Origin of the sequence: Nocardioides sp. LML1-1-1.1, from assembly GCF_040676175.1 — a bacterium.
Lineage (GTDB): Bacteria > Actinomycetota > Actinomycetes > Propionibacteriales > Nocardioidaceae > Nocardioides.
On the sequence record NZ_JBEGHK010000002.1, the window covers coordinates 817,438 to 843,049 of the forward strand.

At 72.4% G+C, this 25,612-nt stretch carries 33 protein-coding genes; 31 read left to right on the forward strand and 2 right to left on the reverse strand.

The annotated features are described in order from the left end of the window. Positions 1-20 precede the first annotated feature (20 nt). From fliD to MRBLML1_RS10790, 3 genes are read left to right on the forward strand one after another with little or no spacing between them, the layout of a single operon-like run. The gene (gene fliD, locus MRBLML1_RS10780; RefSeq protein WP_364515444.1) at positions 21-1,355 is read left to right on the forward strand and encodes a flagellar filament capping protein FliD; all 1,335 of its coding nucleotides are present in this window, start codon (positions 21-23) and stop codon (positions 1,353-1,355) included. A gap of 14 nt (positions 1,356-1,369) precedes the next feature. Then, positions 1,370-1,762, forward strand: coding sequence for a flagellar export chaperone FliS (gene fliS / locus MRBLML1_RS10785; protein ID WP_364515447.1), 393 nt, complete (start codon positions 1,370-1,372; stop codon positions 1,760-1,762). A gap of 5 nt (positions 1,763-1,767) precedes the next feature. Beyond that, a complete protein-coding gene (locus MRBLML1_RS10790; RefSeq protein WP_364515450.1) occupies positions 1,768-2,103 on the forward strand; it encodes a hypothetical protein in 336 nt (111 codons plus the stop codon). Between the two features lie 6 nt (positions 2,104-2,109). Here the strand turns inward: MRBLML1_RS10790 and MRBLML1_RS10795 are convergent, their stop codons facing one another. Beyond that, positions 2,110-3,891 (reverse strand): hypothetical protein, encoded by a 1,782-nt coding sequence (locus tag MRBLML1_RS10795; RefSeq protein WP_364515453.1) that lies wholly within the window; start codon positions 3,889-3,891, stop codon positions 2,110-2,112. Between the two features lie 101 nt (positions 3,892-3,992). After that, positions 3,993-5,057 carry a protein-glutamate methylesterase/protein-glutamine glutaminase gene (locus tag MRBLML1_RS10800; RefSeq protein ID WP_364515456.1) on the reverse strand — a complete coding sequence of 355 codons (1,065 nt, stop codon included), beginning with the start codon at positions 5,055-5,057 and terminating at the stop codon, positions 3,993-3,995. A gap of 107 nt (positions 5,058-5,164) precedes the next feature. Between MRBLML1_RS10800 and MRBLML1_RS10805 the strand changes: the two genes are divergently transcribed. The 28 genes from MRBLML1_RS10805 to MRBLML1_RS10940 all read left to right on the forward strand — a co-directional run bounded on the left by MRBLML1_RS10805 (position 5,165) and on the right by MRBLML1_RS10940 (position 25,574). After that, complete coding sequence (locus tag MRBLML1_RS10805) at positions 5,165-6,007, forward strand: CheR family methyltransferase (RefSeq protein WP_364515459.1); 843 nt, start codon at positions 5,165-5,167, stop codon at positions 6,005-6,007. An 11-nt stretch (positions 6,008-6,018) separates the two neighbouring features. Next, positions 6,019-6,402, forward strand: a complete 384-nt coding sequence (locus tag MRBLML1_RS10810) for a response regulator (RefSeq protein ID WP_364515462.1) — start codon at positions 6,019-6,021, stop codon at positions 6,400-6,402. Continuing rightward, positions 6,399-6,902 carry a chemotaxis protein CheX gene (locus MRBLML1_RS10815; protein WP_364515465.1) on the forward strand — a complete coding sequence of 168 codons (504 nt, stop codon included), beginning with the start codon at positions 6,399-6,401 and terminating at the stop codon, positions 6,900-6,902. Before MRBLML1_RS10810 ends, MRBLML1_RS10815 begins: the two co-directional genes overlap by 4 nt. Next, positions 6,899-7,258 carry a response regulator gene (locus MRBLML1_RS10820; RefSeq protein WP_364515468.1) on the forward strand — a complete coding sequence of 120 codons (360 nt, stop codon included), beginning with the start codon at positions 6,899-6,901 and terminating at the stop codon, positions 7,256-7,258. Before MRBLML1_RS10815 ends, MRBLML1_RS10820 begins: the two co-directional genes overlap by 4 nt. A gap of 7 nt (positions 7,259-7,265) precedes the next feature. Continuing rightward, positions 7,266-7,745: a hypothetical protein gene (locus MRBLML1_RS10825; protein WP_364515471.1), complete on the forward strand. Its 480-nt coding sequence runs from the start codon at positions 7,266-7,268 to the stop codon at positions 7,743-7,745. 355 nt (positions 7,746-8,100) lie between these two features. Beyond that, positions 8,101-8,472, forward strand: a complete 372-nt coding sequence (locus tag MRBLML1_RS10830; RefSeq protein WP_364515474.1) for a flagellar basal body rod protein FlgB — start codon at positions 8,101-8,103, stop codon at positions 8,470-8,472. Then, positions 8,472-8,864 (forward strand): flagellar basal body rod protein FlgC, encoded by a 393-nt coding sequence (locus tag MRBLML1_RS10835; protein ID WP_364515477.1) that lies wholly within the window; start codon positions 8,472-8,474, stop codon positions 8,862-8,864. The genes MRBLML1_RS10830 and MRBLML1_RS10835 overlap by 1 nt, the downstream gene beginning before the upstream one ends. Beyond that, entirely contained in the window at positions 8,864-9,190 is a 327-nt protein-coding gene (locus MRBLML1_RS10840; RefSeq protein ID WP_364515480.1) for a flagellar hook-basal body complex protein FliE, read from the forward strand. Before MRBLML1_RS10835 ends, MRBLML1_RS10840 begins: the two co-directional genes overlap by 1 nt. A 10-nt stretch (positions 9,191-9,200) precedes the next feature. Then, a complete protein-coding gene (fliF, locus tag MRBLML1_RS10845; protein WP_364515482.1) occupies positions 9,201-10,793 on the forward strand; it encodes a flagellar basal-body MS-ring/collar protein FliF in 1,593 nt (530 codons plus the stop codon). Further along, a complete protein-coding gene (gene fliG, locus MRBLML1_RS10850; protein WP_364515485.1) occupies positions 10,790-11,824 on the forward strand; it encodes a flagellar motor switch protein FliG in 1,035 nt (344 codons plus the stop codon). Before fliF ends, fliG begins: the two co-directional genes overlap by 4 nt. Continuing rightward, complete coding sequence (locus tag MRBLML1_RS10855) at positions 11,808-12,461, forward strand: hypothetical protein (RefSeq protein ID WP_364515488.1); 654 nt, start codon at positions 11,808-11,810, stop codon at positions 12,459-12,461. The genes fliG and MRBLML1_RS10855 overlap by 17 nt, the downstream gene beginning before the upstream one ends. Continuing rightward, positions 12,458-13,765, forward strand: a complete 1,308-nt coding sequence (locus tag MRBLML1_RS10860; RefSeq protein WP_364515491.1) for a FliI/YscN family ATPase — start codon at positions 12,458-12,460, stop codon at positions 13,763-13,765. The genes MRBLML1_RS10855 and MRBLML1_RS10860 overlap by 4 nt, the downstream gene beginning before the upstream one ends. After that, complete coding sequence (locus MRBLML1_RS10865; protein WP_364515494.1) at positions 13,762-14,196, forward strand: flagellar FliJ family protein; 435 nt, start codon at positions 13,762-13,764, stop codon at positions 14,194-14,196. The genes MRBLML1_RS10860 and MRBLML1_RS10865 overlap by 4 nt, the downstream gene beginning before the upstream one ends. After that, entirely contained in the window at positions 14,193-15,143 is a 951-nt protein-coding gene (locus MRBLML1_RS10870; protein ID WP_364515496.1) for a transglycosylase SLT domain-containing protein, read from the forward strand. The genes MRBLML1_RS10865 and MRBLML1_RS10870 overlap by 4 nt, the downstream gene beginning before the upstream one ends. 1 nt (position 15,144) lies before the next feature. Then, positions 15,145-16,278 carry a flagellar hook-length control protein FliK gene (locus MRBLML1_RS10875; protein WP_364515499.1) on the forward strand — a complete coding sequence of 378 codons (1,134 nt, stop codon included), beginning with the start codon at positions 15,145-15,147 and terminating at the stop codon, positions 16,276-16,278. A 10-nt stretch (positions 16,279-16,288) separates the two neighbouring features. Then, entirely contained in the window at positions 16,289-16,786 is a 498-nt protein-coding gene (locus MRBLML1_RS10880; RefSeq protein ID WP_364515502.1) for a flagellar hook assembly protein FlgD, read from the forward strand. Between the two features lie 45 nt (positions 16,787-16,831). Continuing rightward, a complete protein-coding gene (locus tag MRBLML1_RS10885) occupies positions 16,832-17,680 on the forward strand; it encodes a flagellar hook protein FlgE (protein WP_364515505.1) in 849 nt (282 codons plus the stop codon). 150 nt (positions 17,681-17,830) lie between these two features. Further along, on the forward strand, positions 17,831-18,115 hold the full coding sequence (locus tag MRBLML1_RS10890; RefSeq protein WP_364515507.1) for a flagellar FlbD family protein: 285 nt from the start codon (positions 17,831-17,833) through the stop codon (positions 18,113-18,115). Beyond that, entirely contained in the window at positions 18,112-18,882 is a 771-nt protein-coding gene (locus MRBLML1_RS10895; protein WP_364515510.1) for a motility protein A, read from the forward strand. The genes MRBLML1_RS10890 and MRBLML1_RS10895 overlap by 4 nt, the downstream gene beginning before the upstream one ends. Continuing rightward, positions 18,882-19,907: a flagellar motor protein MotB gene (locus MRBLML1_RS10900; RefSeq protein WP_364515512.1), complete on the forward strand. Its 1,026-nt coding sequence runs from the start codon at positions 18,882-18,884 to the stop codon at positions 19,905-19,907. The genes MRBLML1_RS10895 and MRBLML1_RS10900 overlap by 1 nt, the downstream gene beginning before the upstream one ends. Beyond that, the gene (locus tag MRBLML1_RS10905; protein ID WP_364515515.1) at positions 19,904-20,347 is read left to right on the forward strand and encodes a flagellar basal body-associated FliL family protein; all 444 of its coding nucleotides are present in this window, start codon (positions 19,904-19,906) and stop codon (positions 20,345-20,347) included. Before MRBLML1_RS10900 ends, MRBLML1_RS10905 begins: the two co-directional genes overlap by 4 nt. A 133-nt stretch (positions 20,348-20,480) precedes the next feature. Then, a complete protein-coding gene (locus MRBLML1_RS10910; RefSeq protein ID WP_364515518.1) occupies positions 20,481-21,407 on the forward strand; it encodes a flagellar motor switch protein FliM in 927 nt (308 codons plus the stop codon). After that, positions 21,404-22,183, forward strand: a complete 780-nt coding sequence (fliN, locus tag MRBLML1_RS10915; protein ID WP_364515520.1) for a flagellar motor switch protein FliN — start codon at positions 21,404-21,406, stop codon at positions 22,181-22,183. The genes MRBLML1_RS10910 and fliN overlap by 4 nt, the downstream gene beginning before the upstream one ends. A gap of 5 nt (positions 22,184-22,188) precedes the next feature. After that, entirely contained in the window at positions 22,189-22,656 is a 468-nt protein-coding gene (locus MRBLML1_RS10920) for a flagellar biosynthetic protein FliO (protein WP_364515522.1), read from the forward strand. Then, entirely contained in the window at positions 22,653-23,399 is a 747-nt protein-coding gene (fliP, locus tag MRBLML1_RS10925) for a flagellar type III secretion system pore protein FliP (RefSeq protein WP_364515525.1), read from the forward strand. The genes MRBLML1_RS10920 and fliP overlap by 4 nt, the downstream gene beginning before the upstream one ends. A gap of 2 nt (positions 23,400-23,401) precedes the next feature. Next, positions 23,402-23,671: a flagellar biosynthesis protein FliQ gene (gene fliQ, locus MRBLML1_RS10930; protein WP_364515527.1), complete on the forward strand. Its 270-nt coding sequence runs from the start codon at positions 23,402-23,404 to the stop codon at positions 23,669-23,671. Positions 23,672-23,679: 8 nt separating this feature from the next. Then, complete coding sequence (locus MRBLML1_RS10935) at positions 23,680-24,447, forward strand: flagellar biosynthetic protein FliR (RefSeq protein ID WP_364515530.1); 768 nt, start codon at positions 23,680-23,682, stop codon at positions 24,445-24,447. Continuing rightward, positions 24,447-25,574, forward strand: a complete 1,128-nt coding sequence (locus tag MRBLML1_RS10940) for an EscU/YscU/HrcU family type III secretion system export apparatus switch protein (protein WP_364515533.1) — start codon at positions 24,447-24,449, stop codon at positions 25,572-25,574. Before MRBLML1_RS10935 ends, MRBLML1_RS10940 begins: the two co-directional genes overlap by 1 nt. Positions 25,575-25,612 lie beyond the last annotated feature (38 nt).

Consider the following 25,612-nt stretch of genomic DNA (forward strand, 5'->3'; position numbering starts at 1 on the left):
GCCCAGCAACGGAGGACGACATGGCAGGCACCACCAGCGTCGGCGGCCTCGCCAGCGGCCTCAACACAGCGAGCATCATCGACCAGCTGATGACGCTGGAGTCGCAGTCGCAGACCAAGCTCAAGACGCAGGTCACGACCGAGCAGTCCAAGGTCTCCGCCCTGCAGAAGCTGAACACCGCGCTGCAGTCCCTCGCCACCGCCGCCGGCGCGATGGCCAAGCCGACCACCGGCACCTGGTCCACGCTCAAGGCCACCTCCAGCAACACCGGCGTGTCCGTGTCCGCCACCTCGGCCGCCGCTCCCGGCGGCTTCACCGTCACCGTCGGCCAGACCGCGCTCACCCACCAGGTCGCCTTCACCGACGCGCACGCGCGGACCGACAGCGTCACCGGCGCGACGACCGGCGTGCTCCTCAAGCGCGACGGCCAGCCGGACCTCGCGATCAGCACCGCCAGCGGCACGCTGGAGGAGCTCGCCACCGCGATCAACGGCGCCAACGCCGGCGTGCGGGCCACCCTCGTGCGCACCGGCAGCAGCGGCGGGACCGACCAGTACCGGCTGCTCGTCGAGTCCACCGCCACCGGCCAGGCACAGGCCTTCGAGCTCACCGACAGCACCGGCGCTCCGCTGCTCGGCGGCGGCACCGTCCGCGCCGGCCGGGACGCGAGCATCGAGATCGGCGGGATCACGGCCACCTCGACGAGCAACACCTTCGCGAACGTCGTACCGGGGGTGACGGTGACGCTCGGCCCGAGCGCCACCGGCAGCGCGGACCTGAGCGTGGTCCGCGACGCGCAGGGCCAGTCCGACGCGGTCAAGTCCTTCGTCGACCAGGTCAACGCGGCGCTCACCTCGATCGCGACGCTGACGTCCAACAGCACCGACGCCAAGGGCACGCTCGCCGGCGACAGCACGCTGCGCCGCGTCGCGGGTGCGCTCCAGGACGCGATCTACCCCGCCGACGGCTCCTCGATGGCGAAGTTCGGCGTCCAGATCGACCGCTACGGCAAGCTCACCTTCGACGCCGACAAGCTCGCCGCGTCGTACGCCGCCGACCCGGACGCCGTCGCCGCGGCCTTCACCGGCGCGACCGGCTTCGCGGCCCGCGTGCAGACGGTCGCCAACCAGGCCAGCGACAAGTACGCCGGCTCGGTCACCAACGCGATCACCAGCCACACCACGACGATCACCCGCCTGAACGCGAGCATCGCCGACTGGGACGACCGGCTGGAGCTGCGTCGCAAGACCCTCGAACGGCAGTACACCGCGCTGGAGACCGCCCTGTCCCAGCTCAACAGCCAGTCGTCGTGGCTCACCAGCCAGCTCGACTCCCTGTCCGCATCCACCCAGTGAGGACCGACCCCCCGATGTATGCGACCCGAACGGTGCACAGCGCCCAGTCCGCCTATCGCGAGAACGCGGTGGCCACGGCCTCCCCGGCCCGGCTGCTGGTGATGCTCGTCGAACGGCTCGTCCTCGACGGCGAGCGCGCGCTCGCCGCGCAGGAGACGGGCGCCTGGACCGAGGCGCACCGCCACCTGCTGCACGCGCAGGACGTCGTCATCGAGCTGGAGTCCAGCCTCGACGTGGAGAAGATGCCCGCGGGCAAGCAGCTCGCCGCGCTCTACCAGTACCTGCGGGGCTGCTACGTCGACGCGAACGTCAAGCGTGACCCGGAGACCACCCGGCAGGCCCTCGACCTCTCCCGCCAGCTGTGCGACACCTGGCGCGAGGCGGCGATGACGGCGGCGCTCCAGTGACCCCCGTGCCGCCGCCCGTGCCCGACGGGATCGCCCCGCGCCGGCCGCTGTCCTGGCGCGAGGCGCTGGACCGGCTCGAGGCGCACGCCGAGCGCGCCGAGGAGATGATCGCCGGCGACGCCGGGCCCGGTGACGTGCCCTGGCTGCCGCCCTCGGACCTCGGCCCGATCCCCGACGAGTTCGTGCCCCGGGCCCGCCAGCTCCTGGCGCGCCAGCAGGCGCTGATGGAGGCGATCCCGGCGATGCTGTCCGACAAGCACCAGCAGCGTCAGGTGGCCGACCGGGTGGCCGACGCGACGACCGCGCCGGCCTCCCCGGTCTACCTCGACATCACGGCCTGACGGCGATCAGGGGCCGTACGCCGCCTGGTTGTTGATCGCGTCGAAGGCGTCCTTGGCCTTGGTCTGGGTCGCCTTCACGTTGGCGTACCAGACACTGCCGCCGACGTTCGACTGCGCTGCGGCGTAGGCCAGCATCTGGCTGACCGTCAGGCTGGTGGCCCCGCCGAAGGCACTGCTCACGTTCGTGCCCTTGACGTGCGTGAGGTCGATCGTGGTCCCGCCGAGGTTGCTGTGCGGCAGGAACTTCTGGGTCGCCACGGTGCTGCCCGGTCCGGTGAACCACACGTCCAGCGCGGTGGCGAGCATCTGTGCCTTGAGCATCGGGTTCATCGTGCTGGCGGTGGCCTTCGAGATCACCGTGGCGACGTACGACGCGACGGTCGCACAGCTCGCGTTGGCCGCCAGGTCCTTGAACGGGGCGAAGGTGCGCAGGTAGGTCCCCGACGCGCACACGCCGCCCGGCGCCGGCCCGCCCTTGATGACGCCCTGGCCGTTCTTGTTGGACCAGAAGCCGATCGTGTGCGCCCCGGTGGACAGCGGGACCTTGCAGACCGTCACGTCGGCACTGTCGCTGACCGGCGTACCGCTGTCGTCGGCGGTGGCCGTCGCGGTGTTCGGGTGCACCACGCAGCCCGGGGTGTCGAAGGGGAAGGTCCGCGCGTAGTGGTAGGCCGTCGGGTTCGCGTCACCCACGCAGACCGTCCCGAGCGCGCCCGCCCAGGTGTCGACCACCGCTGCGCAGTCGTCGACCAGGGCGGCCGTGAAGGACACGTCGCTGAACAGGAAGTCCGCACTGCCGGCCGCGAGCTGGGCGTTGCCGACGGCCTGGTCGGTCCACGTCGCGGTCGCGGTGTTGTCGAGCTGCGCCTGGGGCAGCGCGGCGAGCGCGCAGGTGTAGGCGAAGTCGTTGTCACCGGGCTGGAGCACGGCCCCCGCGCCACCGGTCACCGAGCAGGCGGTGCCGTCGGAGAGCTGGTCGGTCACGTCGGCGACCAGCGGGTCGGCGTTCGGGTTGAAGACCGTGATCGTGCCGCCGACGACGACGCCGGAGACCGTGCCGGCGTCGTGGCCGACGGTGACCGTGTAGCTGACGGTGGCGCTGCCCGAGGTGCCGGACACGCTGGTCTTGTCGGCAACCTTGTCGACGGTCCAGGCGTAGGTGCGGGTGTAGTCACCCGCGGCGTCCTTGAGGACGGTCGGCCCGAAGGCCACGTCCGGCTGGTCCGGCCCGACCTTGAAGGCGTCGTGCGTGCAGTCCGAGCCGCTCACCGGGTAGTCCGCGAGGCTGCACACACTGGCGATGTAGACCCCGCCGCCGTTGGTGGTCTCGTCGAACGGGAAGAGCTGCACCCGCTGGTTCTCGACGAGGTGCGTGCCCAGGCCGGTGACCGTGCCGTTGTCGATCCGGAAGGAGCGGTCGAGGTGCGAGTCGGTCGAGAGCAGGCCGCTGGCGCCGTCGTTCGGGTCCGCCTGGCTACCGGGCACGGAGACCGCGAAGAAGTAGTCCCCGTCGGGGAGGCCCTGCGGCAGGTTGCTCAGCCAGACGTCCTCACGCGAGGTGTAGGCGTTGCAGTTGGTCGGGTCGGTCACCGCGTTCGGGTGCAGGCAGGTGCCGTTGCCGGTGGAGGCGGCGACGTTGGTCGTCGTCGAGATCGACTGCCCGGCCGCGGAGGCGGTCGGCGGCGACGCCGTCGTGGCGACGAAGGCCGCGCCGGCGACGAGCAGCCCGGCCGAGCCCAGGCGGGAGAGGACGCGACGGGCGCGCCGAGGGGAGCGATGACGGGACACGGGAGGCCTCCAGAGGACGGATGGTCCGTCCATGGAACGCTTCGCCCCGAGACGGCCTCAATCCTCGATTCCGATGACCTCGCCGGCCGTAACCTCAGCGGTCAAGCGGCGTGAGAGCGCCGCACCGTGCCGACGATGCGGTCGGCCAGCCCCTCCAGCGGCAGCACGTCGTCCGCGAGGCCCGCACTCGCCACGGCGCCCGGCATCCCCCACACCACCGAGGAGTCCTCGTCCTGGACCAGGATCCGGGCGCCGGCGGCCGCCAGCTGCCGAGCCCCGGCGAGACCGTCCTGGCCCATCCCGGTGAGCACCGTCGCCAGCGCGGATCCGCCCCACACCTCCAGCGCGGAGCGGAACATCACGTCCACCGCCGGACGGCAGAAGTTCTCCTGCGGGCCCTGGTCGAGGCTCACCCGCACGGCGCCCGCGCCGCGTCGTACCCGCAGGTGGAAGTCGCCGGGCGCGATCAGCACCTCGCCCGGGCACACCTCGTCGCCCTCGGCCGCCTCGCGCACGGACAGCTGGGAGACCTTGTCGAGACGCTGGGCCAGCATCGCGGTGAAGACCGGCGGCATGTGCTGGACCACGAGCACCGGGATGCCGAGGTCGCCGGGCAGCCGCGGCAGCAGCCGGGCCAGCGCGTCCGGGCCCCCGGTCGAGCAGCCGATGAGCAGCGCGCTCACCGGGCCCGGGGGCGGGGTCCGGCCGGCGCGCTCCCGGCGCACGATCGGTCCGCCCGCACCGGGCGTCAGCTTGCGCAGGCCCGCCAACGCGCGGATCCGCGGCACCAGCTGGTCGCGCACGGCCGCGATGCCGTCGGCGATCTGCCCGGTGTTGGACGGCTTCGTGACGTAGTCCGACGCCCCACGGGAGAGGGCGTCGAGGGTCGCGGTCGCGCCCCGCTCGGTGAGCGTCGAGAACATGATGACCGGCAGCCGGGCGTGCTTGTCCCGGATCCGGGTGAGCGCCCCGAGACCGTCCAGGTGCGGCATCTCGATGTCGAGGGTGACCACGTCGGGCCGCAGCTCGTCCACCATCCGCACGGCCTCCAGACCGTCCCGGGCCACGCCGGCCACCTCGATGTCGGCGGCTCCGCTCAGCGCGGTGGTCACCAGGCGTCGTACGAGTGCCGAGTCGTCGACGACGAGAACCCTGATCTTGGTCACGGCTCGTCCATCGGCCCCGCGGCGTAGTCCCTGACGAAAAGCACTCTTCCGGTGCGAAAAGTAGTGCTTTTCGTCAGGGACTATCGCGCCCGGCCGAATGACGGGGCATGACCGCCCCCACCGCTTTCGCGTCCGTCTCGGCGCTGGTACGCCGGGAGACGTCGATGGTGTACGACGAGGGCAAGGAGTACCTCGTCGAGGCCCGGCTGACCCCGTTGGCGAACGCCAAGGGCCTGGACCTCGAGCAGTACGTCGCCCGCCTGGCCTTCGACGCCGACGAGCGCCGCAAGGTGATCGACGCCCTGACCATCAACGAGACCAGCTTCTTCCGCGACCACACGCCGTACCAGGCGTTCACCGACGCCATGCTCCCGCCGCTGCTGGAGGAGCGGGCGCTGACCCGCCGCCTGCGGATCTGGAGCGCGGCCTGCTCCAGTGGCCAGGAGGCCTACTCCATCGCGATGCTGCTCGACCAGCACCTGCCGGCCGGGTGGGAGTACGAGATCGTCTGCACCGACATCTCCACCCAGATGCTCGCCCGCGTCCAGGCCGGCCGGTACAGCCAGGTCGAGGTCAACCGCGGGCTGCCCGCGACCAGCCTGGTGCGCTACTTCACCCGGGTGGGGCGTGAGTGGGAGGTCGCCGAGCGGCTGCGCGAACGGGTCACCGTCAAGCACATGAATCTCGCGGCGCCGTTCCCGATGCTCGGCAGCTTCGACGTCATCTGGCTGCGCAACGTGCTCATCTACTTCGACGCCGAGACCAAGGCCGACATCCTGCGCCGGATGCTGCCGATGCTCGCCGTCGACGGATTCCTGCTGCTCGGCTCGTCGGAGACCACCCTCGACATGCCGGCCGACCTCGCCGCCTCGTGGCGGCGCGACCAGATCGGGCGGGTGCCGGCCTACCGGCGCGCGACCGCCATGACCCTCTCCAGGACAGGAGCCTGATCGTGCGAGCCATGATCATCGACGACTCCCGGGCGATGCGCAGCATCCTGCGCCGCATCGTGTCCGGGCTCGAGTTCGAGACGAGCGAGGCCGAGCACGGCCAGGCCGCGCTCGACCAGATGCGGGCAGGCGTCGTACCCGACGTGTGCCTGGTGGACTGGAACATGCCGGTGATGGACGGCTACACCTTCATCACCGAGGTCCGGGCCAACCCGGAGTGGCGCGACGTGACGCTGATGATGGTCACGACCGAGAGCGAGCAGCGCAACATCGTGCGCGCGCTGGCCGCCGGCGCCCACGAGTACGTCATCAAGCCGTTCACCCCGGACGCGATCGTGGAGAAGCTCTCGCTGCTCGGCCTCGTGCCCGCCTCCGACCAGGGGGTGCCGGCATGAGCGTGCTCACCGACGAGGTCGAGGCCCCGGCCGAGGACGACGTCCGCGCCGTCACCGAGGACGTCTGGCTCGCGCTGCTCGGCGAGGAGGAGGTGCTCCTGCCGCGGCAGGTGCCGTCCGGCTCGCCGTTCGACGCGACCGGCGTGTGGTCGGCCGCCGTCACCGTGAGCGGTGGCTGGCAGGGCGTGGTCACCGTCGAGCTGCAGGAGGACGCCGCCCGGCTGCTCGGTGCCGGCATGCTCGACCTGCCCGCCGCCGAGGTCGCCGACGCCGACGTCGCCGACGCGGTCGGCGAGCTCGTCAACATGGTCGGCGGCAACCTCAAGAGCCTGATGCCCGGCCCCAGCGTGCTGTCCCTGCCCGCCGTCGCCGCCGGCCGCGCGGTCTTCGCCAGCGACGTCGTCGAGGTCTGCCGCCTCGACCTCGCCTGGCGCGGCGGCCCGGTGCGGGTCTGCGTCCACGTCCCCCGGCCCGGCTCCAGCAACGGAGGCTCCCGATGAAGATCCTGATCGCCGACGACAGCCGCGTGATGCGGCAGATCGTCATCCGCACCCTGCGCCAGGCCGGCCACGGCGGGCACGACATCGTCGAGGCCGAGAACGGCCGCGAGGCGCTGGAGATGGTCCGCTCCGAGGCACCCGACCTGGTGCTCTCGGACTGGAACATGCCGGAGATGAACGGCATCGACTGCCTGGCCGCGCTGCGCGCCTCGGGCTCCGAGGTCGCCTTCGGCTTCGTCACCTCGGAGGGCTCGGAGGAGATGCGGCAGCGCGCCGCCTCGGCCGGTGCGGCCTTCCTGATCGCCAAGCCGTTCACCCCGGAGGCGTTCGACGACGCCCTCCGCACGGTGCTCTGAGGTCGTCATGGTGGTCCACCTCCCCCAGCCCAAGCAGGTCCGCGACCTGCTCACCGAGCTGCTCGGCCGCGAGGTCACGCTGTCCCCCGGGGCGCCGTACGCCCCCGGGCCGGACACCCCCGCCTCCGTCGCGGTGTACGTCGACGACCAGCTCCAGATCCGGGCCCTCATCGCCTGCGACCTGACCTTCTCCGCCCACGCCGGCGCGGCGATCGGGCTGGTGCCGCCCGGCGGCGCGGAGGCCGCGGTCGAGGACGGCAAGCTCACCGACATCCTCGCCGAGAACCTCTACGAGGTGCTCAACATCGCGGCGTCCATGTTCAACGTCGCCGGCGCCGACCACCTCAAGCTGCACGCGCTGCACCCCGCCGGCCCCCCGCTCGACCCGCAGCTGCGGATCAGCACGCTGACGCTCGGGCGGCGCGGGGACCTCGCCGTCTCCATCGCCGGGTACGGCGACGGGGTGCTCTCGGTCGTGCTGCTCTGAGCGCCTTGTAACTACGTGTTCTTGCCTCTACCAGGGTGGTCGACCACCCTGGTAGATGCCACAACGCCCGGGTAGATGGTGCGGGCGCCGCTCCGAGACGACCGGCGTCCCCGACGAACCGGTCGCCGGTCCGCCGGAGCGCCCGTGTGCCGCCCGCCGCGCCCGGTACGACGCGCGCCAGGAGCCCGGCGAGCGCCGATCGGCCGAACTACTCGGGACCAAGTCCCAGCCGTCCCGACTCAGGTCGCCGGGCCGGGGACCGATCAGGCCCCGTGAGCGACGGATTGCTCACCCCCGCCGAAGGACCGGCACCGCACGCACCGACCCCGGTCGGTGCTCCCCGAGGAGCTCGCTCGTGTCCTTCGCAGCGTCCGACGGCGTCGACTTCGTGTTGCACACCGCGATCAACGGGCTGTCCACGCGGCAGAACGTGATCGCGGACAACATCGCCAACGTCGACACCCCCGGCTTCCGGGCCCGCAGCGTGGAGTTCGAGTCCGCGCTGGAGAAGGCCATCGAGCGCGGTACGGCGCGCACGGGCGGCCCCGGTGCACTGGGCGCCACGACCGAGGCCACGGACACTCCCGTCGGTGCCAACGACAACAACGTCGACCTCCGCAAGGAGTCGATCGCCGCGGTGCAGACCCAGTACCAGTACCAGATCATGGGCCGCGCGATCAGCGACCGGCAGTCCCGCCTGAGCTCGATGATCGGCGGCGGTGCGTGATGGGCGCCTTCGACACCCTGCGGATCGCGAACACCTCGCTCGGCGCGCACCAGGTCTGGCTCGACGCGCTGGCCGACAACATCGCCAACGTCAACACGGTCCGCTCCACCGACCAGGACGCCTTCCGGGCGACGTACGTCGTCCTGGACCCGCGTGCCGACGGTGGGGTCGACGTCGAGGGCTTCGCCCAGTCCAGCGCCGAGGGCCGGATGGTCAGCGCGCCGGACAACCCGCTCGCGGACGCCGACGGCTACGTCCGGATGCCCGACACGGACATGTCCTCGCAGATGAGCCAGCTGGTCATGGCCCAGCGCGGCTACCAGGCCTCGGTGCAGGTCACCAAGACCGCCCAGGACACCTACACCGCGGCACTGCAGATCGGGGCGCGGTGATGGACGTCGTACCCCTCAGCTTCCCGTCGATCTCCGGCACGGCGAGCATCAACCCCGCCGCCGCGATCACGCCCTCGACGGCGGTCCAGGCCCCCGCGGGCACGGACACCGAGTTCGGCTCGATGGTCCTCGACGGCCTCGACCGGCTCGAAGGGCTGACCGACAAGGCCGACGGCCTCGCCGTGCAGGCCGCCACCGGCAAGCTCGAGAACATCCACGACTACACGATCGCCGCCAGCGAGGCCTCGGTCGCCAGCCAGCTCACGGTCGCCCTGCGCAACAAGGGGATCGAGGCGTTCAACGAGATCATGCGGATGCAGGTCTGAGGACTGAACGATGCAGCAACGACTCTCCCAAGCGCTCACCCGCGCCCGCGACACGTTCGCGGCCTTCACCGCCGGCCAGAAGGCCGTCGCCGTCATCGGCACGGCGGCCCTCCTCATCGCGGCCTTCCTGGTCTTCCGCTGGGTCTCCGCGCCGACCTACGCCCCGCTCTACTCCAACCTCTCCGGGAAGGACGCCAGCGCGATCGTCGACGAGCTCGACGCCGAGGGTGTCTCCTACGAGCTCGCCGACGGTGGCAACACCGTCATGGTGCCGCGCAACGACGTCTACACCACCCGCGTGAAGCTGCAGGGCAAGGGCCTCCCGGGTGACTCCGGCACCGGCGGCTACGAGACGCTCGAGGGCCAGAGCCTGTCCACCTCGGAGTCCCAGGAGCGCACCAACTTCAAGCGCGCCATGGAGGGCGAGGTCGCCAAGACCCTGGAGGCGATGGACGGCGTCGACACCGCGATCGTCCACCTGGCGATGCCCGAGCAGCAGGTCTTCAGCGACGAGCAGAAGCCGACCACGGCGTCGGTGCTCGTCGAGACCGCGCCCGGGGCGAAGCTCGACGACGAGCAGGTGCAGTCGATGGTCAGCCTGGTCGCCCGCAGCATCGACGGCCTGGACCCGAAGAACGTCACCATCTCCGACGCGACCGGCAAGCTGCTCACCGCGGACGGCACCGACTCCGGCTCGGGCGCCGCCTCGGCGCGGGCCAAGGAGGTCGCGGCCTTCGAGGGCTCGATGCAGGCCAAGATCCAGGCCGCGCTCGACAAGTGGGTCGGCCCGGGCAACTCGACCGCCACGGTCACCGCCGACCTCGACTTCGACAAGGCGGTCGTCAAGAGCCGCAAGTACACCAACGACCGCAAGAACCCGCCGATCTCGGAGTCCACGACGACCGAGAAGTACAACGGTCCGGCCGGCTCCGGCACCGACGGCGCCGGTGGCGTGGTCGGCCCCGACGGGCAGATGGACCCCACCGCGGCGGGGAGCGGCGACTCGGCGTACGAGAACACCAGCACCACGCGCGACAACGCCCTCGACGAGGTCGTCGAGACCCGCGAGACCGCGCCCGGCGCGATCAACCGGCTCGGGGTGGGCGTGACCCTCGACGCGACGGCGGCGGCGAAGATCCAGCCGCAGGTGATCAAGGACCAGCTGACCAGCGCGGTCGGCATCGAGCCGACCCGCGGCGACACGATCGAGGTCTCCGTGCTGCCCTTCGACCGCAGCGTGGCCGACGCCAACGCCAAGGAGATCGCGGCCGCGAAGGCCGCCGACGCGGCCGACCGCAAGAACGCCCTGCTGCGCAACCTCGGCATCGGCGGCGGCGTGATGCTCGTGGCGCTGATGGCCTGGTGGCAGGCCCGGCGCCGGGCCAAGGCCCGCGACGAGGCGACGTCGTACGTCGTCGAGCAGCTCCGCCTCGACGCCGCCAACCGCACGCCGGTGCTGGAGTCGCCCGCCCTGGCCGCGCTGGAGGCGGCGGAGTCCGACGAGGACGAGTCGATGCGCGAGGAGCTCATCGCGCTCGTCGAGAAGCAGCCCGACGACGTGGCCGCGCTGCTGCGCGGCTGGCTGGTGGAGCCGCGGAAATGACGATCATGGCCACCGGCACCACCTCCGCCATCGCCCAGCTGGGCGTGCGCAAGGCCGCCGTCCTGCTCATCCAGCTCGGCAAGGACCGCGCCGCCCAGGTGATGTCCCACCTCTCCGACGCCGAGGTCGAGGCGATCTCCGCCGAGATCGCCCGGCTGGACGCGGTGACCGCCGACGAGACCAGCCAGGTGCTCAGCGAGTTCCACGACCTGGCGACGGCGCACGCGCACGTCACCCAGGGCGGCTTCGGCTTCGCCCAGCAGCTGCTGGAGCAGTCGCTCGGCCCGGAGCGCGCGAAGGAGATCATGGAGCGGCTGCACGCCGCGGCCGTGCAGATGCCCTTCCAGTTCCTGCACCGCGCGGACCCCGCGCAGCTGCGCTCCTTCATCGCCGACGAGCACCCCCAGGTGATCGCGCTGGTGCTCGCTCACATGGCCGCGGACAAGGCGTCCCTGCTGCTGAGCGGCCTGCCCGCCCACCAGCAGGCGGTGGTCGCGCACCGGATCGCGGTGATGGACCGTACGTCGCCCGAGATCGTGCGCACCGTCGAGGCGATCCTCGAGCGCAAGCTGTCCTCGATGCTCCAGCCCGCGGAGGTCTCCCGGGTCGGCGGCGTGGATCCGCTCGTCAACATCATCAACCGCTCGGACCGCCCCACGGAGCGGCAGATCGTCGAGGGCCTGGAAGGTCTCGACCCGTCGCTGGCCGACGAGGTCAAGAGCCGGATGTTCATGTTCGAGGACATCGTCGGCCTCGACGACCGGTCGGTGCAGCAGGTGCTCCGCCAGGTCGACACCGCCGACCTCGCCCTCGCCCTCAAGGGCGTCAGCGACGCGGTCCGCAGCAAGATCACCGGCAACCTGTCCGAGCGCGCCGCAGAGAACCTGCTCGACGAGGTCGAGCTGCTCGGCGCCGTCCGCCTCGCGCAGGTCGAGGAGGCCCAGCAGGGCGTCATCCGCACCATCCGCCAGCTCGAGGAGCAGGGCCAGATCATGGTCCGGCGAGGGAACGACGATGAGTTCGTCGTCTGAGCCCCGCGGCGGCGTCGCGACGCCGGAGCTCCGGGTCGGGCAGTGGACCCGGCTCGGTGGCTCCTCGGTGCTCGGCGACGCGGTCACCGAGTCGATGCTCGACGGGCTCGCGACCAAGGCCCGGGAGGCCGCCCGGGCCCAGGGGTACGCCGTCGGGTGGGCCGAGGGACGACGCGCGGCTGCCGAGCAGGCCGCCGCCGAGGAGGCCGAGCGCGGCGCCCGGCACCAGGCCGCCGAGTCCGGCCGCCAGGCCGAGCACGACGCCGCCGTGGCCGCCCTGGGCCGGGCCGCCGAGCAGGTCAGGGGGCTGCTCGACGACCTCGCCGCCGCGGTCGAGCAGCAGGCGAGCGAGCTCGCCTGCGCGCTCACCGCGGAGATCCTGGGCGTGCACGTGGCGTCCGCGGACGTGGTCGTCCGGGTGCTGCAGGTGCTGCCCGCCGTACCGGTCGGCCGGGTGCGGCTGCACCCCGCCGTGGTGCCGACCGAGGCCGCTCGCGACCTCGCCGCCCGCGGCGTGGAGGTCGTCGCCGACGCCACCCTCGGTCGCGCGGACGCGCTGGTCGAGTCGCCCGACGGCTCGGTCACGGACCTGCGCATCGACGCCGCGATGGCGCGGGTGCGGGAGGTGCTGTCGTGAGGATCACCGCGCCCGTGCTCGACCGTGCCGTCGCCGCCGCCCGCCCGCTGCGGCTGGGCACGGTGACCGAGCTGGTCGGCCTGCACCTGGAGGTCCGCGGCCTGCCGTCGGCCGCCGCCGGCGACCTGGTCGAGGTCCGCACCGCCAGCGGTCCGTTGCTGGCCGAGGTCGCCGCCCTGCGCGACGGCGCCGCGGTCTGCCTCCCGCTCGGTACGACGACCGGCGTCCGCGTCGGCGACCACGTCCACGCCACCGGGGGCCCGCTGCGGATCTCGGTCGGCGACGCCCTGCGCGGCCGCGTGCTCGACGGCCTCGGCCGCCCGATCGACGGCGGCCCGCCGCTCGACGGCCTGCTGTCCGTCTCGACCGAGCACGGCGCACCGGACCCGCTGTCCCGGCCCCGGATCACCGAGCCGCTCGGGCTCGGCGTACGGGCCCTCGACGCGCTCGTCCCCGCCGGGCGCGGCCAGCGGCTCGGCATCATGGCCGGGTCCGGTGTCGGCAAGTCGTCGCTGCTGTCGATGATCGCCCGCGGCACCGACGCCGAGGTCAACGTGATCGCCCTGGTCGGCGAGCGTGGCCGCGAGGTGCGCGAGTTCCTCGACGGCGACCTCGGTCCCGAGGGCCTGGCCCGCTCGGTCGTGGTCGTGGCGACGTCGGACGCCCCTGCCGTCGAGCGGCTGCGCGCCGCCTTCACCGCGACCCGGATCGCCGAGTGGTTCCGCGACGCCGGCCGCGACGTGCTGCTGATGATGGACTCGCTCACCCGGGTCGCCATGGCGCAGCGCGAGATCGGCCTGTCCGCGGGCGAGCCGCCGGCCACGCGCGGCTACCCGCCCAGCGTCTTCGGTCTGCTCCCCCGCCTGCTGGAGCGTGCCGGCACGTCCGCGCACGGCTCGATCACCGGGCTCTACACCGTCCTCGTCGAGGGCGACGACCTCCAGGACCCGATCGGCGACACCGCCCGCTCGATCCTCGACGGCCACGTCGTGCTCACCCGCGACCTCGCCACCGCCGGCCACTTCCCCGCCATCGACGTGCTGGAGTCGATCTCCCGCGTCCACCGCGCGGTGACCACGCTGGACCAGCAGGGCGACGCCGCCCGGCTGCGCCGGATGCTCGCCGCGCACCGCTCCGTGAAGGAGCTCGTCGAGATCGGGGCGTACGTCGCCGGAGCCGACGAGCACGCCGACGCCGCCCTCGCCCGGCTGCCCCGGATCGAGGCCTTCCTCCAGCAGGGCATGGACGAGCTGACCCCGCCCACCGAGACCTGGGACCGGCTCGCCGGCCTGGTGGCGTCGTGAGCGCGCACCGTGAGGACCGCAGCCTGGCCGCCGTCGTACGGGTCCGCGAGGTTCGCGAGACCGATAGCCGGATCGGCCTGCAGCAGGTGCTCGCCGAGCAGGCCGCGCTCACCACGCGTCTCGACAGCCTGACCGGCGTCCTGGCCGGCTCCTCCGTCCCCGCCGTCAGCACGCCCGGCGCGCTCCTCGCACAGCGCGCCGCCCTGACTGGCGCCGGGCTGCTCGCCGGCGAGACCCGCACCGAGCTGGCGACCACCGAGGTCGTCGCGGCCGAGGCCCGCGCCCGCTGGGGCGCCGACAAGGCCCGGCTCGCCGCGGTCGAGCACCTGCTGGAGCAGCGGGCGGCCCGCCGTCGTACCGAGGCGGCACGGCGGGAGGCCCGCGAGGCCGACGACCTGGCCGCCCAGCGCTGGGCGAGGGGGACCCGATGAGCATCGACGTCGTCACCGCGCGGATCGGCCAGATCCAGGCCCAGCTCGCGCAGTTCGCCGCGACCTCGGCGACCTCGACGACCGGCGCCGGCTTCTCCGACGCGCTCTCCGCCGCCGGCGCCACCGCCACGAGCACCGGCAGCGCCGGCGGCCAGGCCGTCGTCGAGGAGGCCAAGAAGTACCTCGGTCTCCCCTACGTCTGGGGCGGCACCAGCAAGGAGAAGGGCGTCGACTGCTCCGGGCTCGTGCAGTCGGTCTACAAGTCCCTCGGCTACGACCTGCCACGCCTCTCCGCCGACCAGGCCCGCTCCGGCACCGCGGTCAAGAGCCTCGCCGAGGCCCAGCCCGGAGACCTGATCGCGTGGGACAACTCCAGCCGCAACAACGGTGCCGACCACATCGCGATCTACATCGGCGACGGCAAGATGATCGAGGCGCCGCGCACCGGGCTCAACGTGCGGATCGTCGACGTCCCGTCCGAGCCGGACATGATCCGCCGGATCATCCCCAGCACCGCGACGCCCACCTCGGGACCGGCCGCCACGGCGGGGATCTCCGCACGGGTCTCCGCCTCGACGCCGTACGCCGACCTGATCAACGCCGCCGCCGCACGCACCGGTGTCCCCGGCGAGCTGCTCGCCGCCGTCGCCAAGCAGGAGTCCGGCTTCAACGCGAAGGCCGTCAGCCCGGCGGGCGCGCAGGGGCTGATGCAGCTCATGCCCGGCACCGCCCGCGGCCTCGGCGTCGAGAACTCCTTCGACCCGGCGCAGGCCATCGACGGCGGGGCGCGGCTGCTGCGCTCGCTGCTCGACAAGTTCGGCCGCACCGACCTGGCCCTGGCGGCCTACAACGCCGGCCCCGGGGCGGTCACGCGCTACGACGGCATCCCGCCGTACCGGGAGACCCAGAACTACGTCCGCAACATCATGGCGATGGTGAGGAGCTGAGTTGAGCATCGCGCCCTTCCTGCCGGGGATCCCGGCACTCGTCCCGACCGACGGCCAGGTCCCCGACCAGCCGACCGGCGAGAACCCCGACGGCCAGCCCGGCTTCGGCGACGCCTTCGCGGCGGCCCTCGCCGGCGCGCTCGCCGTACCGGCCGCGACGCTGCCGGTGCTGACCTCGGTCGCCACGGTCGCCGCACCCGCGCCCGCGTCCGCCGAGCCCAGCGCCGAGGGGTCCGCGGCGGTCCAGCCGCTCGACGTGCCCCTTTCCACCCGTGACTTGGGGGTTCCCACCCGTGACTTGGGGGTTCCCACCCGTGACTTGGGGGTTCCCACCCGTGACTTGGGGGTTCCCACCCCGGCACCCTCGGTCTCGCCCGCTCCGTCGCCGGCACTCGACGACGCAGCAGCGCACGACGCTCCCGCGGCGACCACGGCGCGGGACACCCCGGCCGTGGCGAGCCGCCTGGTCATGGTCGCCGACCCGGCCGCCCGCCAGCGTCCGGCCGACCCCGACGTGTTGCCACCCACCGTGTCGCAAAGTCCCGACTCGACGGTGGGAAGTCCCGACTCGACGGTGGGAAGTCCCAACTCGACGGTGGGAACCCCCAACTCGACGGTGGGGAAGGCGGTCGTGCAGCAGGTGTTCCCGGAGGTCACCCGGCTGGTGAGCACCGCGAGCAACGGCACCCACCGGATCACGCTCACCCTCCAGCCCGAGCAGCTCGGCGAGGTCCGGGTGACCCTCGTGGTCCGCGACGGCTCGGTGCACGTCCGGCTCGCGGGCGGCGACGGCGTCGAGGGGGCCGCGGTGCACCGGGCGCTGGCCGGCGGTGCGCCCGAGCTGCAGCGGCTGCTGGAGCGCACCGGCGCCGAGGCCCGGGTCAGCGTGCGCGACCCGTTCGCACCGCTGCTGTCCTCCGGCCCCGGCCCCACAGCGAGCGTCCAGCCGGCGGCCACCGCCGCGCAGCCCGGCCTGCACACCGGCCCCGACGCCCAGGCCCGCGAGGGCCAGCCGCGCGAGCAGGCGCCCCGCGAGCAGCCCACCCGCGACCAGCCGCGGCGCCAGGAGCCGCGCCAGCCGTCGTACCTCACCGAACCGACCCCGGCCACCGGTCGCCTCGACCGGACCGTCTGAGGAGGCACCCATGTCCATCGGATCCACCGAAGGCGTCGGCTACGGCGTGACCGGCACCGCGAGCACCGGTACGACGAAGGCCACCACCAGCGACGACAAGAACATGTTCCTCGAGCTGATGGTGACCCAGATGAAGTACCAGGACCCGCTCAACCCGACCGACTCCTCGCAGATGCTCGCGCAGACCGCGCAGTTCACGTCGCTGGAGAAGCTCGGCTCCATCGCCGACCAGAACGCGATGATCCTCAGCACCCAGCTCGCCTTCGGTGCCAGCTCGATGATCGGCCAGACCGTGCGCTGGTACGACGAGAAGGGCGTCGAGCAGAGCGGGAAGGTCCAGGGCACGACGTACCTGGCCTCGGGCCCGGTGCTCAGCGTCGACGGCCAGAAGGTCCCGATCACCGACGTCGTCAGCGTCGGCGACGCGCCCACCATCCAGGCGCCGAGCACGGGCGGCTCCGGCAGCACCTACGTCCCGCCGAGCGGGACCCCCAGCACCACCACCTGACCAGCACCGCCCGACCACCAGCACCACCACCGAAGGAGAACCACCATGCTTCGTTCGCTGTTCGCCGGCATCTCCGGCCTCCGGGTCAACCAGACCATGCTCGACGTCACCGGCAACAACATCGCCAACGCCAACACCACCGGCTTCAAGTCGAGCACCACCGTCTTCTCCGACACCCTCAGCCAGATGCTGACGGCGGCCTCGGGCGGCAGCGCCGAGCGCGGCGGCACCAACCCGATCCAGATCGGCCTGGGCGTCCAGCTCGCCGCCACCAGCGCCAACTTCGGCCAGGGCTCGGCGCAGCTCACCGGCCGGCCCACCGACGTGATGCTCCAGGGCGACGGCTTCTTCGTGCTGCGCGACGGCGGCGAGAACGTCTACTCCCGCGCGGGCGCCTTCACCTTCGACCAGACCGGCGTCCTGGTGGCACCCAACGGCATGCGGGTCCAGGGCTACGCCCTCGACGGCGCCGGCCTGCCCACCGGCGGACCGGCCGACGTCGACCTGCACATGATCGACGGCACGCTGCCCGCGGGCGTCGAGCTCACGTCGTACTCGATCGCGGCGGACGGCAAGGTCCGTGGCGTCTTCTCCGACGGCGTGCAGCGCGACATCTGCCAGCTGGCCGTGGCGGACTTCACCAACCCGATGGGCCTGGAGAAGATCGGCGACACCGCGTTCCGCGAGTCCGCGAACTCCGGCGGCGTGCAGCTCGGCGTCGCGGGCCAGGGCCAGCGCGGCCAGATCATGGCCGGCGCCCTGGAGATGTCGAACGTCGACCTGTCGGCCGAGTTCACCAACCTGATCCTCGCCCAGCGCGGCTTCCAGGCCAGCTCGCGCGTCATCACCACGAGCGACCAGGTGCTCGAGGAGCTCGTGAACATCAAGCGCTGATCGTCGCCGGGACGGTAGTCCCTGACGAAAAGCACGCCGACACGCGGTAAATCAGTGCTTTTCGTCAGGGATTACCTCCCCCGGCCGATGGGAGCGGCGGAGTGCCACGGACGGCACGACCGCACGAACCACGCACATGGAGGTGCCGCGGTGATCTCGTTGACCCGACTCTCGGGGACCACGTTCCTGCTGAACGCGGACCTCGTCGAACGTGTGGACTGCACACCCGACACCGTGGTGACGCTGGTGGACGGCACGAAGTACCTCGTGTCGGAGTCCCTCGACGAGGTGCTGGCCGCGGTCGTGGACTACCGCGCCTCCATCGTCGCCCGCGCCGCCCTGCCCGACGCGGCCAGCCTGCCGCCGGTGCGCCCGCGCGCCACCCGCCTGGCCGCCGTGCCGCGCACCGACCGCCAGCGAGGAGTGACCCCGTGAAGGACATCGCCACCCCGGTCGGCATCGTCGTCGGCCTGGTGATCATCGTCGCGGCCAACGTCCTCGAGGGCGGCAACCCGATGAGCCTGCTGCTCCTGCCGCCCATCCTGCTGGTGCTCGGTACGACGGTCATGGTCACCGTCGCGGGCGGCACGATGGTCGACGCCAAGGCCGCCGTCGGCAACGTCAAGCGGGCGATCTCCGGCTCGGTGGAGCCGGCCGACACGCTGGTGCCCCAGGTGGTGACGCTCGCCGAGCGGGCCCGCCGCGAGGGCCTGCTGGCGCTGGAGGACAGCCTGCGCGAGATCGACGACCCGTTCCTCGTCAAGGGCGTCACGATGGCGATCGACGGCACCGACCCGGAGGACGTCCGCGACATCCTCGAGGCCGAGCTGCGGGCGAAGAAGCGCGACGACAAGCAGGCCGCGAAGTTCTTCAGCGACGCCGGCGGCTACGCCCCCACGATCGGCATCATCGGCACCGTCATGGGCCTGGTGCACGTGCTGGAGAACCTCGCCACCCCCGAGGAGCTGGGCCACCTGATCGCCGGCGCCTTCGTCGCCACCCTGTGGGGCGTCATGTCCGCCAACGTGATCTGGCTGCCGATCGCCAGCCGCCTCAAGCGGCTCGGCGAGCTGGAGTGCGCCCGGATGGAGGTCGCCATCGAGGGCGTCGCCGCCATCCAGGCCGGCGCCAACCCGCGCCTGGTCGCGGAGAAGCTGCGCTCGCTGCTGCCGACCGGCACGGCCGAGCAGGAGGCCGCCTGATGTCCGCCGGGGGCAAGGGCCACGGCCCGCCGCGCAAGCGGCACCACGACGAGGACCACGACGAGCACCACGTCGACGAGCGCTGGCTCGTGACGTACGCCGACATGGTGACCCTGCTGATGGTGCTGTTCATCGTGATGTTCGCGATGTCGACGGTCGACGAGAAGAAGTACGAGCAGCTCAAGGAGGGGCTCGCCGTCGGCTTCGGCCGCGAGCAGTCGATCCTCGACGGGGCCAGCCCGGTGAGCAGCCGCAAGGGCGCGAGCGACCCGGGCGAGGCGTCGTACGAGATGCTGCTCGCGCAGGTCCCGGAGGCCCAGCGCTCGACGGTCACCAAGATCCTGCAGGAGTCCGACCGGCTGAAGAACGAGCGGGCGGCGGGCGAGGCGCGCAGCGAGGTCGAGCGGCTGCTGAAGGTCTGGCAGAAGATCGACCGGGCGCTGCGCAGCAAGGGCCTGCGCGACGACGTGCGCGCGACCATCGACGACCGCGGCCTGGTGGTCAGCCTGGTCTCCCAGCACGTCGTCTTCGAGCCGGACGTCGCGGTGCTGACCGCCCGCGGGCAGCAGGTCGTGGACACCATGGCGCCGGTGCTGAGGACGCTGACCGAGCCGATCGAGCTGGACGGGCACACCAACCAGGAGAAGGTGAAGCCCAAGTACTACCCCACCGACTGGGAGCTCTCGCTGGCCCGCGCCGCGCACGTGCTGCGCCGGCTCGAGGAGGTCCACGGCATCGCCACCGGGCGGCTGCGCGCCACCGGCTTCGGGCACACCAAGCCGCTCGTCAACCCCGCCCGCGCCGGCTCCCAGAAGATCAACAAGCGCGTCGACATCGTGGTCCTGAGCCAGGCCCCGGCCGAGACCCGGGCGCTGATGGACGACGCCTACGCCGACGTACGCCGCCAGGCCGGGCTCGACGAGCCCGGCACCCCCGCCGACGTCCCGAGCCCGGACCCGGACAGCACCGACCCGCACGCCAGCGCCGCCGGCTCCCACGCCGCCACCCGAGAGGAACTCCCGTGAGCACCACGATCGCCCCGAGCCCGGCCACCGACGCCGCGGCCGCACCCGCCGCGGGAGGCAAGGGCAAGAAGAAGATCCTGATCGGCGTCGTCGTCCTCGCGCTCGCCGCGGGCGCCGCCTGGTTCTTCCTGCTCAAGCCGTCCGGCCCGGCCGAGCCCAAGCCCGGCGAGGTGCTCCCGCTGGAGGCCATCCAGGTCAACCTCTCCGGCGGCCACTACCTGCGCCTCGGCATGGCCCTGCAGCTCACCGAGACCGCGCACGAGGCCGACGGCAGCCAGGCCCTCGACGCCGCGATCGGCGTGTTCAGCGGCCTGCCGGTCGGCCAGGTCAACACCCCCGCCACCCGCGAGAAGCTGCGCCAGGAGCTGGAGAAGGAGCTCGAGCACCGCTACCGCGGTGACGTCATGGAGGTGCTCTTCACCGAGTTCGTCACGCAGTAGGGCTGCTCCGCACGGGCGCCGACCCGGGACCGTCCTTGGGACCCTCCGTAGTCATCTGGGACCACGGGACCCTGACCGTCCGGTGACGGGACGACCTCTCAGGTCCTCCCGTGCGCCGACGATGGGGCGTTGCGTGACCCTCGCTCCGCAACGGCCGCGGCGTCGTCCCCGGACGGCCGAGCCGACGCCGTACGACTTCCGTCGGCCGATCCAGCTCAGCCGCGAGCACCAGCGCACCCTGCAGCTGGGCTTCGACGGCTTCGCACGCCAGGCGACGACGGTCTTCACCAGCTCGCTGCGCACCGTGTGCACGGTCGCGCTGGTCGGCATCGAGCAGCGCACCTACGCCGAGTACGTCGACAGCCTCGGCCCGTCGACGTACATGACCCTGTTTTCGGCCGACCCGATGCCCGGCACCGGCGTGCTGGAGATCCCGCTCTTCGCGACGATGTCCTGCCTGGACCACATGCTCGGCGGGCCCGGCTCGGACGAGCAGCCGGACCGGCCGCTGACCGAGATCGAGGACGGTGTCATCCGCGGGCTGGTCGAGCGCCTGCTCGGCGAGATGCGCTACTCCCTGGAGGGACTGGTCGCGCTGGAGCCGACCGTCACCGGGATCGAGTACAGCCCCCAGTTCGCCCAGGTCGCGGCGGCCGCCGACGTGATGGTCGTGGTCACCCTGGAGCTGCGCATCGACGAGCGCGCGCACCGGATGTCGGTGTGCCTGCCCTTCAGCGGCCTGCTCCCCCACCTCGCCAATGCAGCCGGCGCCGGCACGATGTCCGACCGCGAGCGCGCCCAGCGCGCGGAGTCGGCGATGCTGCTGCACGAGCAGTTCCACCGCGTCCCGGTCGCGGTGTCGGTGCGCTTCCGGCCGATCACGCTGGACCCCGGCCTGCTCGCCGACCTGAAGCCCGGCTCCGTGGTGCGGCTGAGCCACCCGGCGTCCGCGCCGCTCGACGTCACCGTCGACGGCAACACCTTCGCCCACGCCACCCCCGGAGCCCGCGGCCAGCGCCTGGCCGCGCTCATCGTCACCACGCCCGAGGAGAACTCATGACCGACGCCACCCCGACCCTCGCCGAGGCGGTCGCCGAGGCCGCCGCGGCGGTCCTGCCGTCGGTCAGCCCGCTCGTGCTCGGTCCCGCCCAGCCGGGCTCGCCGCACGTGGCCGCGGCCTTCGCGGGCGGTGCGGTCGCCGAGCTCGACGGCGGGGTCCCCGGCCCGGTCGCGGTGCTCGTCGGCAAGGAGCTCGTCGACGCCCTGGCCGCCAGCCCGATCGGCGCGCTCGACGTCGCCGCCGCCGTGCAGCCGGCCCTCGACGCCGCCGCGCACCGGCTCGGCGCCCAGGCCCGCAGTGCCACCACCCTCGACCTCGAGGCCGACGACTTCGACGTCACCGCGCTGCTGGGCGCCGACTTCACCACCGTGCCGCTCATCGGCACCGGGATCGCCGGTGCCGTGCTGGTGCCGGCGGCGACGCTGGCGGGCGCCCGCGAGCCGATCACCGCCGAGGACGTCGTCGAGGCGCCGGCCGCGGAGGAGCCCTTCGTGCCGGCCTTCGCGAGCGCGCCCACGCCCGTCGTACCGCGGGGGCTGGAGCTGCTCCACGGCGTCGACATGGAGGTGACCGTCGAGCTCGGCCGGACCCGGATGACCGTGCGCGACCTGCTCGCGCTCACCCCCGGCGCGGTGCTGGAGCTGGACCGCGCGGCCGGCAGCCCCGCCGACCTGCTCGTCAACGGGCGTCTGGTCGCACGCGGCGAGGTCGTCGTCGTGGACGAGGACTTCGGCCTGCGGGTCACCGAGATCCTCGACGCCGCCGCCTCGGCCTGACGCCGATGATCGCCCTGTCCGCATCCGACCCGAGCATCGGAGCGCTGGCCTTCCGGCTGCTCGGCTCGCTCGCGGTCGTCGTCGGGCTGCTCCTGCTCATCGCACGCGGCGTCAACCGCCGCTTCAAGGCGCCCAGCGGTGCCGCCATCCAGGTCGTGCACCGCCAGGCGCTGGGCCGCGGCCAGGGCGTCGCCGTGGTCTCGGTCGGCACCCGGGTGCTCGTGCTCGGCACGACCGAGCAGCAGGTCACCCTGCTCACCGAGGTGGAGCCCGACGAGGTCGGCCTCGACGTGCTCGCCGACGGCGGGCTCGGTCCGGCACCGGGCGACGACGAGGACGACGAGGACGACGACGGCGGCCAGCCCCCCGTCCGTACGGCGCCCGCGGCCACCGGCCCGCTCGCCGGCTCGGTGCTGTCGGCGCAGACCTGGAAGCAGACCCTCGCCGCCGTCACCGGGAAGCGGGCGTCGTGAACCTGCTCCCCCAGGTGGCGCTCGTGCTCGCGAAGCCCACCGGTCCCGGTGGGCCGGGCGGTCCCGACGGCGGTGGCAGCGTGCAGATCGACCTGTCCGGCCTGACCGACAAGCCCAGCCACAGCCTGGTCGTCTTCCTCGCGCTGACCCTGCTCAGCCTGCTGCCGGCGATCGTGCTGACCTGCACCAGCTTCACCAAGGTGCTCGTCGTGCTCGGCCTGACCCGCAACGCGCTCGGCCTGCAGCAGACACCGAACAACCAGGTCCTCGCCGGGCTCGCGCTCTTCCTCAGCCTGTTCATCATGGCGCCGGTGCTGAGCAGCATCAACGACGCCGGCGTGCAGCCCTACCTGGACGGCACGAAGACGACCTCCGAGGCCTTCCACGACGGCATGGAGCCGCTGCGCGGGTTCATGCTCGACAACACCGACGACGACGAGCTGATGCTGCTCACCAACGTCGCCGACCGGGAGCTGCCGGACAACCGCGAGGAGGTCTCCACGGCGACGCTGATCCCCGCGTTCGTGCTGTCGGAGCTCAAGGACGCCTTCATCATCGGGTTCATCATCTTCATCCCGTTCCTGGTCATCGACATCGTCGTGAGCGGGGCGCTGATGAGCCTCGGCATGATGATGATGCCGCCGGTGATGGTGTCCCTGCCGTTCAAGCTGCTGCTCTTCGTGATGGTCGACGGGTGGGCCCTGGTGATCAAGTCCCTCGTCGCGTCGTACGGAGGGGGCTAGCGATGACCGACACCGCGATCATCGAGATCGCCCTCAAGACCATGCTGGTCGCGCTGAAGCTGTCGGCGCCGATCCTGGCGACCTCGCTGGTCATCGGCTTCGCGATCTCGCTGTTCCAGTCGATGACGCAGATCCAGGAGTTCACGCTCTCCTTCGTCCCGAAGCTCGTGGGCGTGGGCGTCGCGCTGCTCGTGTGCGGCAACTGGATGCTGCACACCCTGATGGCGTTCACGGTCGAGCTGTTCGAACGCCTGCCCGGTCTGCTGAGCTAGGCGACGCCGTGGTCCTGTCCGTCGACGGTGCGCAGCTGACCGCCCTGCTCCTCGCGTCCGTGCGGGTGGTGGCGTGGCTGGCCGTCGTACCTCCGTTCGCGACCCGGGGCATCCCGTCGATGGCCAAGGTTGTCGTCGCGCTCGGGCTGTCGCTCGCGATGGCACCGACGCTGGCCACCCAGGCACTGCCCGGTACGACGCCCGGGCTGCTGATGGCGACCGCGACCCAGGCCTTCGTCGGCGTCGCGATGGGCTACGTCACGATGCTGCTGTTCTCCGCGGTCGGCGCGGCCGGCGCGCTGATCGACCTCTTCGGCGGCTTCGCGCTGGCCTCGGCCTGGGACCCGCTGGGCATGAACATGAACACCGTCTTCGGCCGCTTCCACCAGATGCTCGCCACCGTGCTGCTGCTCGTCTCCGGCGGCCACCTGCTGGTGATCGGCGGCCTGCTGAGCACGTTCAAGTTCCTCCCGCTCACCGGCACGCCGCACGTCTCCGGCTGGGACGGCGTGCTGGTGACGGCGTTCTCGATGTTCTTCGCGGTCGCGGTGCAGATGGCGCTGCCGATGATCGCGGTGCTCTTCGTCGCGGACCTGGCGCTGGCCCTGCTGACGAAGGTCGCGCCGCAGCTCAACGCACTCAACGTGATGTTCCCGGCGAAGGTCGGGCTCACCCTGCTGCTGCTCGGGATGTCCTTCCCGATGCTGCCCGGCGCCGTCGACCACCTGGTCTCGCTCGCCAACCAGGCGATGGCCACGATGAGCGGGGCGGGCTGATGGCCGACCAGGAGAAGACCGAGAAGCCCACACCCAAGCGGAAGAAGCAGGCCCGCAAGGACGGCCAGGTCCCGCGCACCCCCGAGCTCGGCGGCTGGCTGTCCCTGCTGGTGGTGACGCTCGCGATGGGCCCGCTGCTCGACCACGAGGGCGAAGCCCTGCGCACGATGATGAGCACGCACCTGCGCGCGGCGTCCGATCCCTCGATCTCCCGGGCGCTGTCGATGCTCGGCGACGCCGCCCAGCACGTGCTGGTCAGCCTGGTCCTGCTGGGCAGCATGGTCCTGGTGGTCGGCGTGCTGTCGGCGCTGGCGCAGGGCGGCTTCTACCTCTCCCCCAAGCTCGCCAAGCCCGACCCCAAGAAGCTCAACCCGCTGCAGGGCGCGAAGCGGCTCTTCGGTCCGCACGCGCTGTGGGAGGGCGTGAAGGTGCTCGGCAAGAGCTCGGTCGTCGCCCTGCTCGCCTGGTCCGGCATCCGCTCGATCATGCCGCTGGTCGGTGGGTTGTTGCCGATCGAGACCGTGCTCGCCACGGCCACCTCCGAGGTCTCCCACCTGCTGCTGACCGTGTCGGTCGCCGGCCTGGGCATGGCGGCCGCGGACTACGCGATGATGCGGCGCCGGATCGGCAAGCAGACCCGGATGAGCCACGCCGAGATCAAGCAGGAGCACAAGCAGGCCGAGGGTGACCCGATGGTGAAGAGCGCGATCCGCAGCCGCCAGCTCGCCACGGCCCGCAACCGGATGCTCGCCGACGTCGCCGAGGCGGACGTGCTGCTGGTCAACCCCACGCACGTCGCCGTCGCGCTGCGCTACGACCCCGAGCAGGGCGCGCCCCGCGTGGTCGCCCGCGGCGCCGGCGCGATCGCCGCCAAGATCCGCGAGCGGGCCGCCGAGGAACGGATCCCGCTGGTGCAGGACGTGCCGCTGGCGCGGGCGATCTACCGCCACTGCCAGGTCGGCCAGGAGATCCCGCGCGAGCTGTGGGCGGCCGTCGCGCAGGTGCTGGCCTTCGTGCTGAGCCGCCGCAACGCCGGTCACCACGGCGGGGAGCACCGCACCCCGCGTCGTACCGACGAGCTGCCGGAGGTCCTCGCGCACGCCCGGCGCCGCAGGGCCGTCACGTGACCGCTCAGGTCGCGTCGTACGCCGCCGATCAGAGGCAC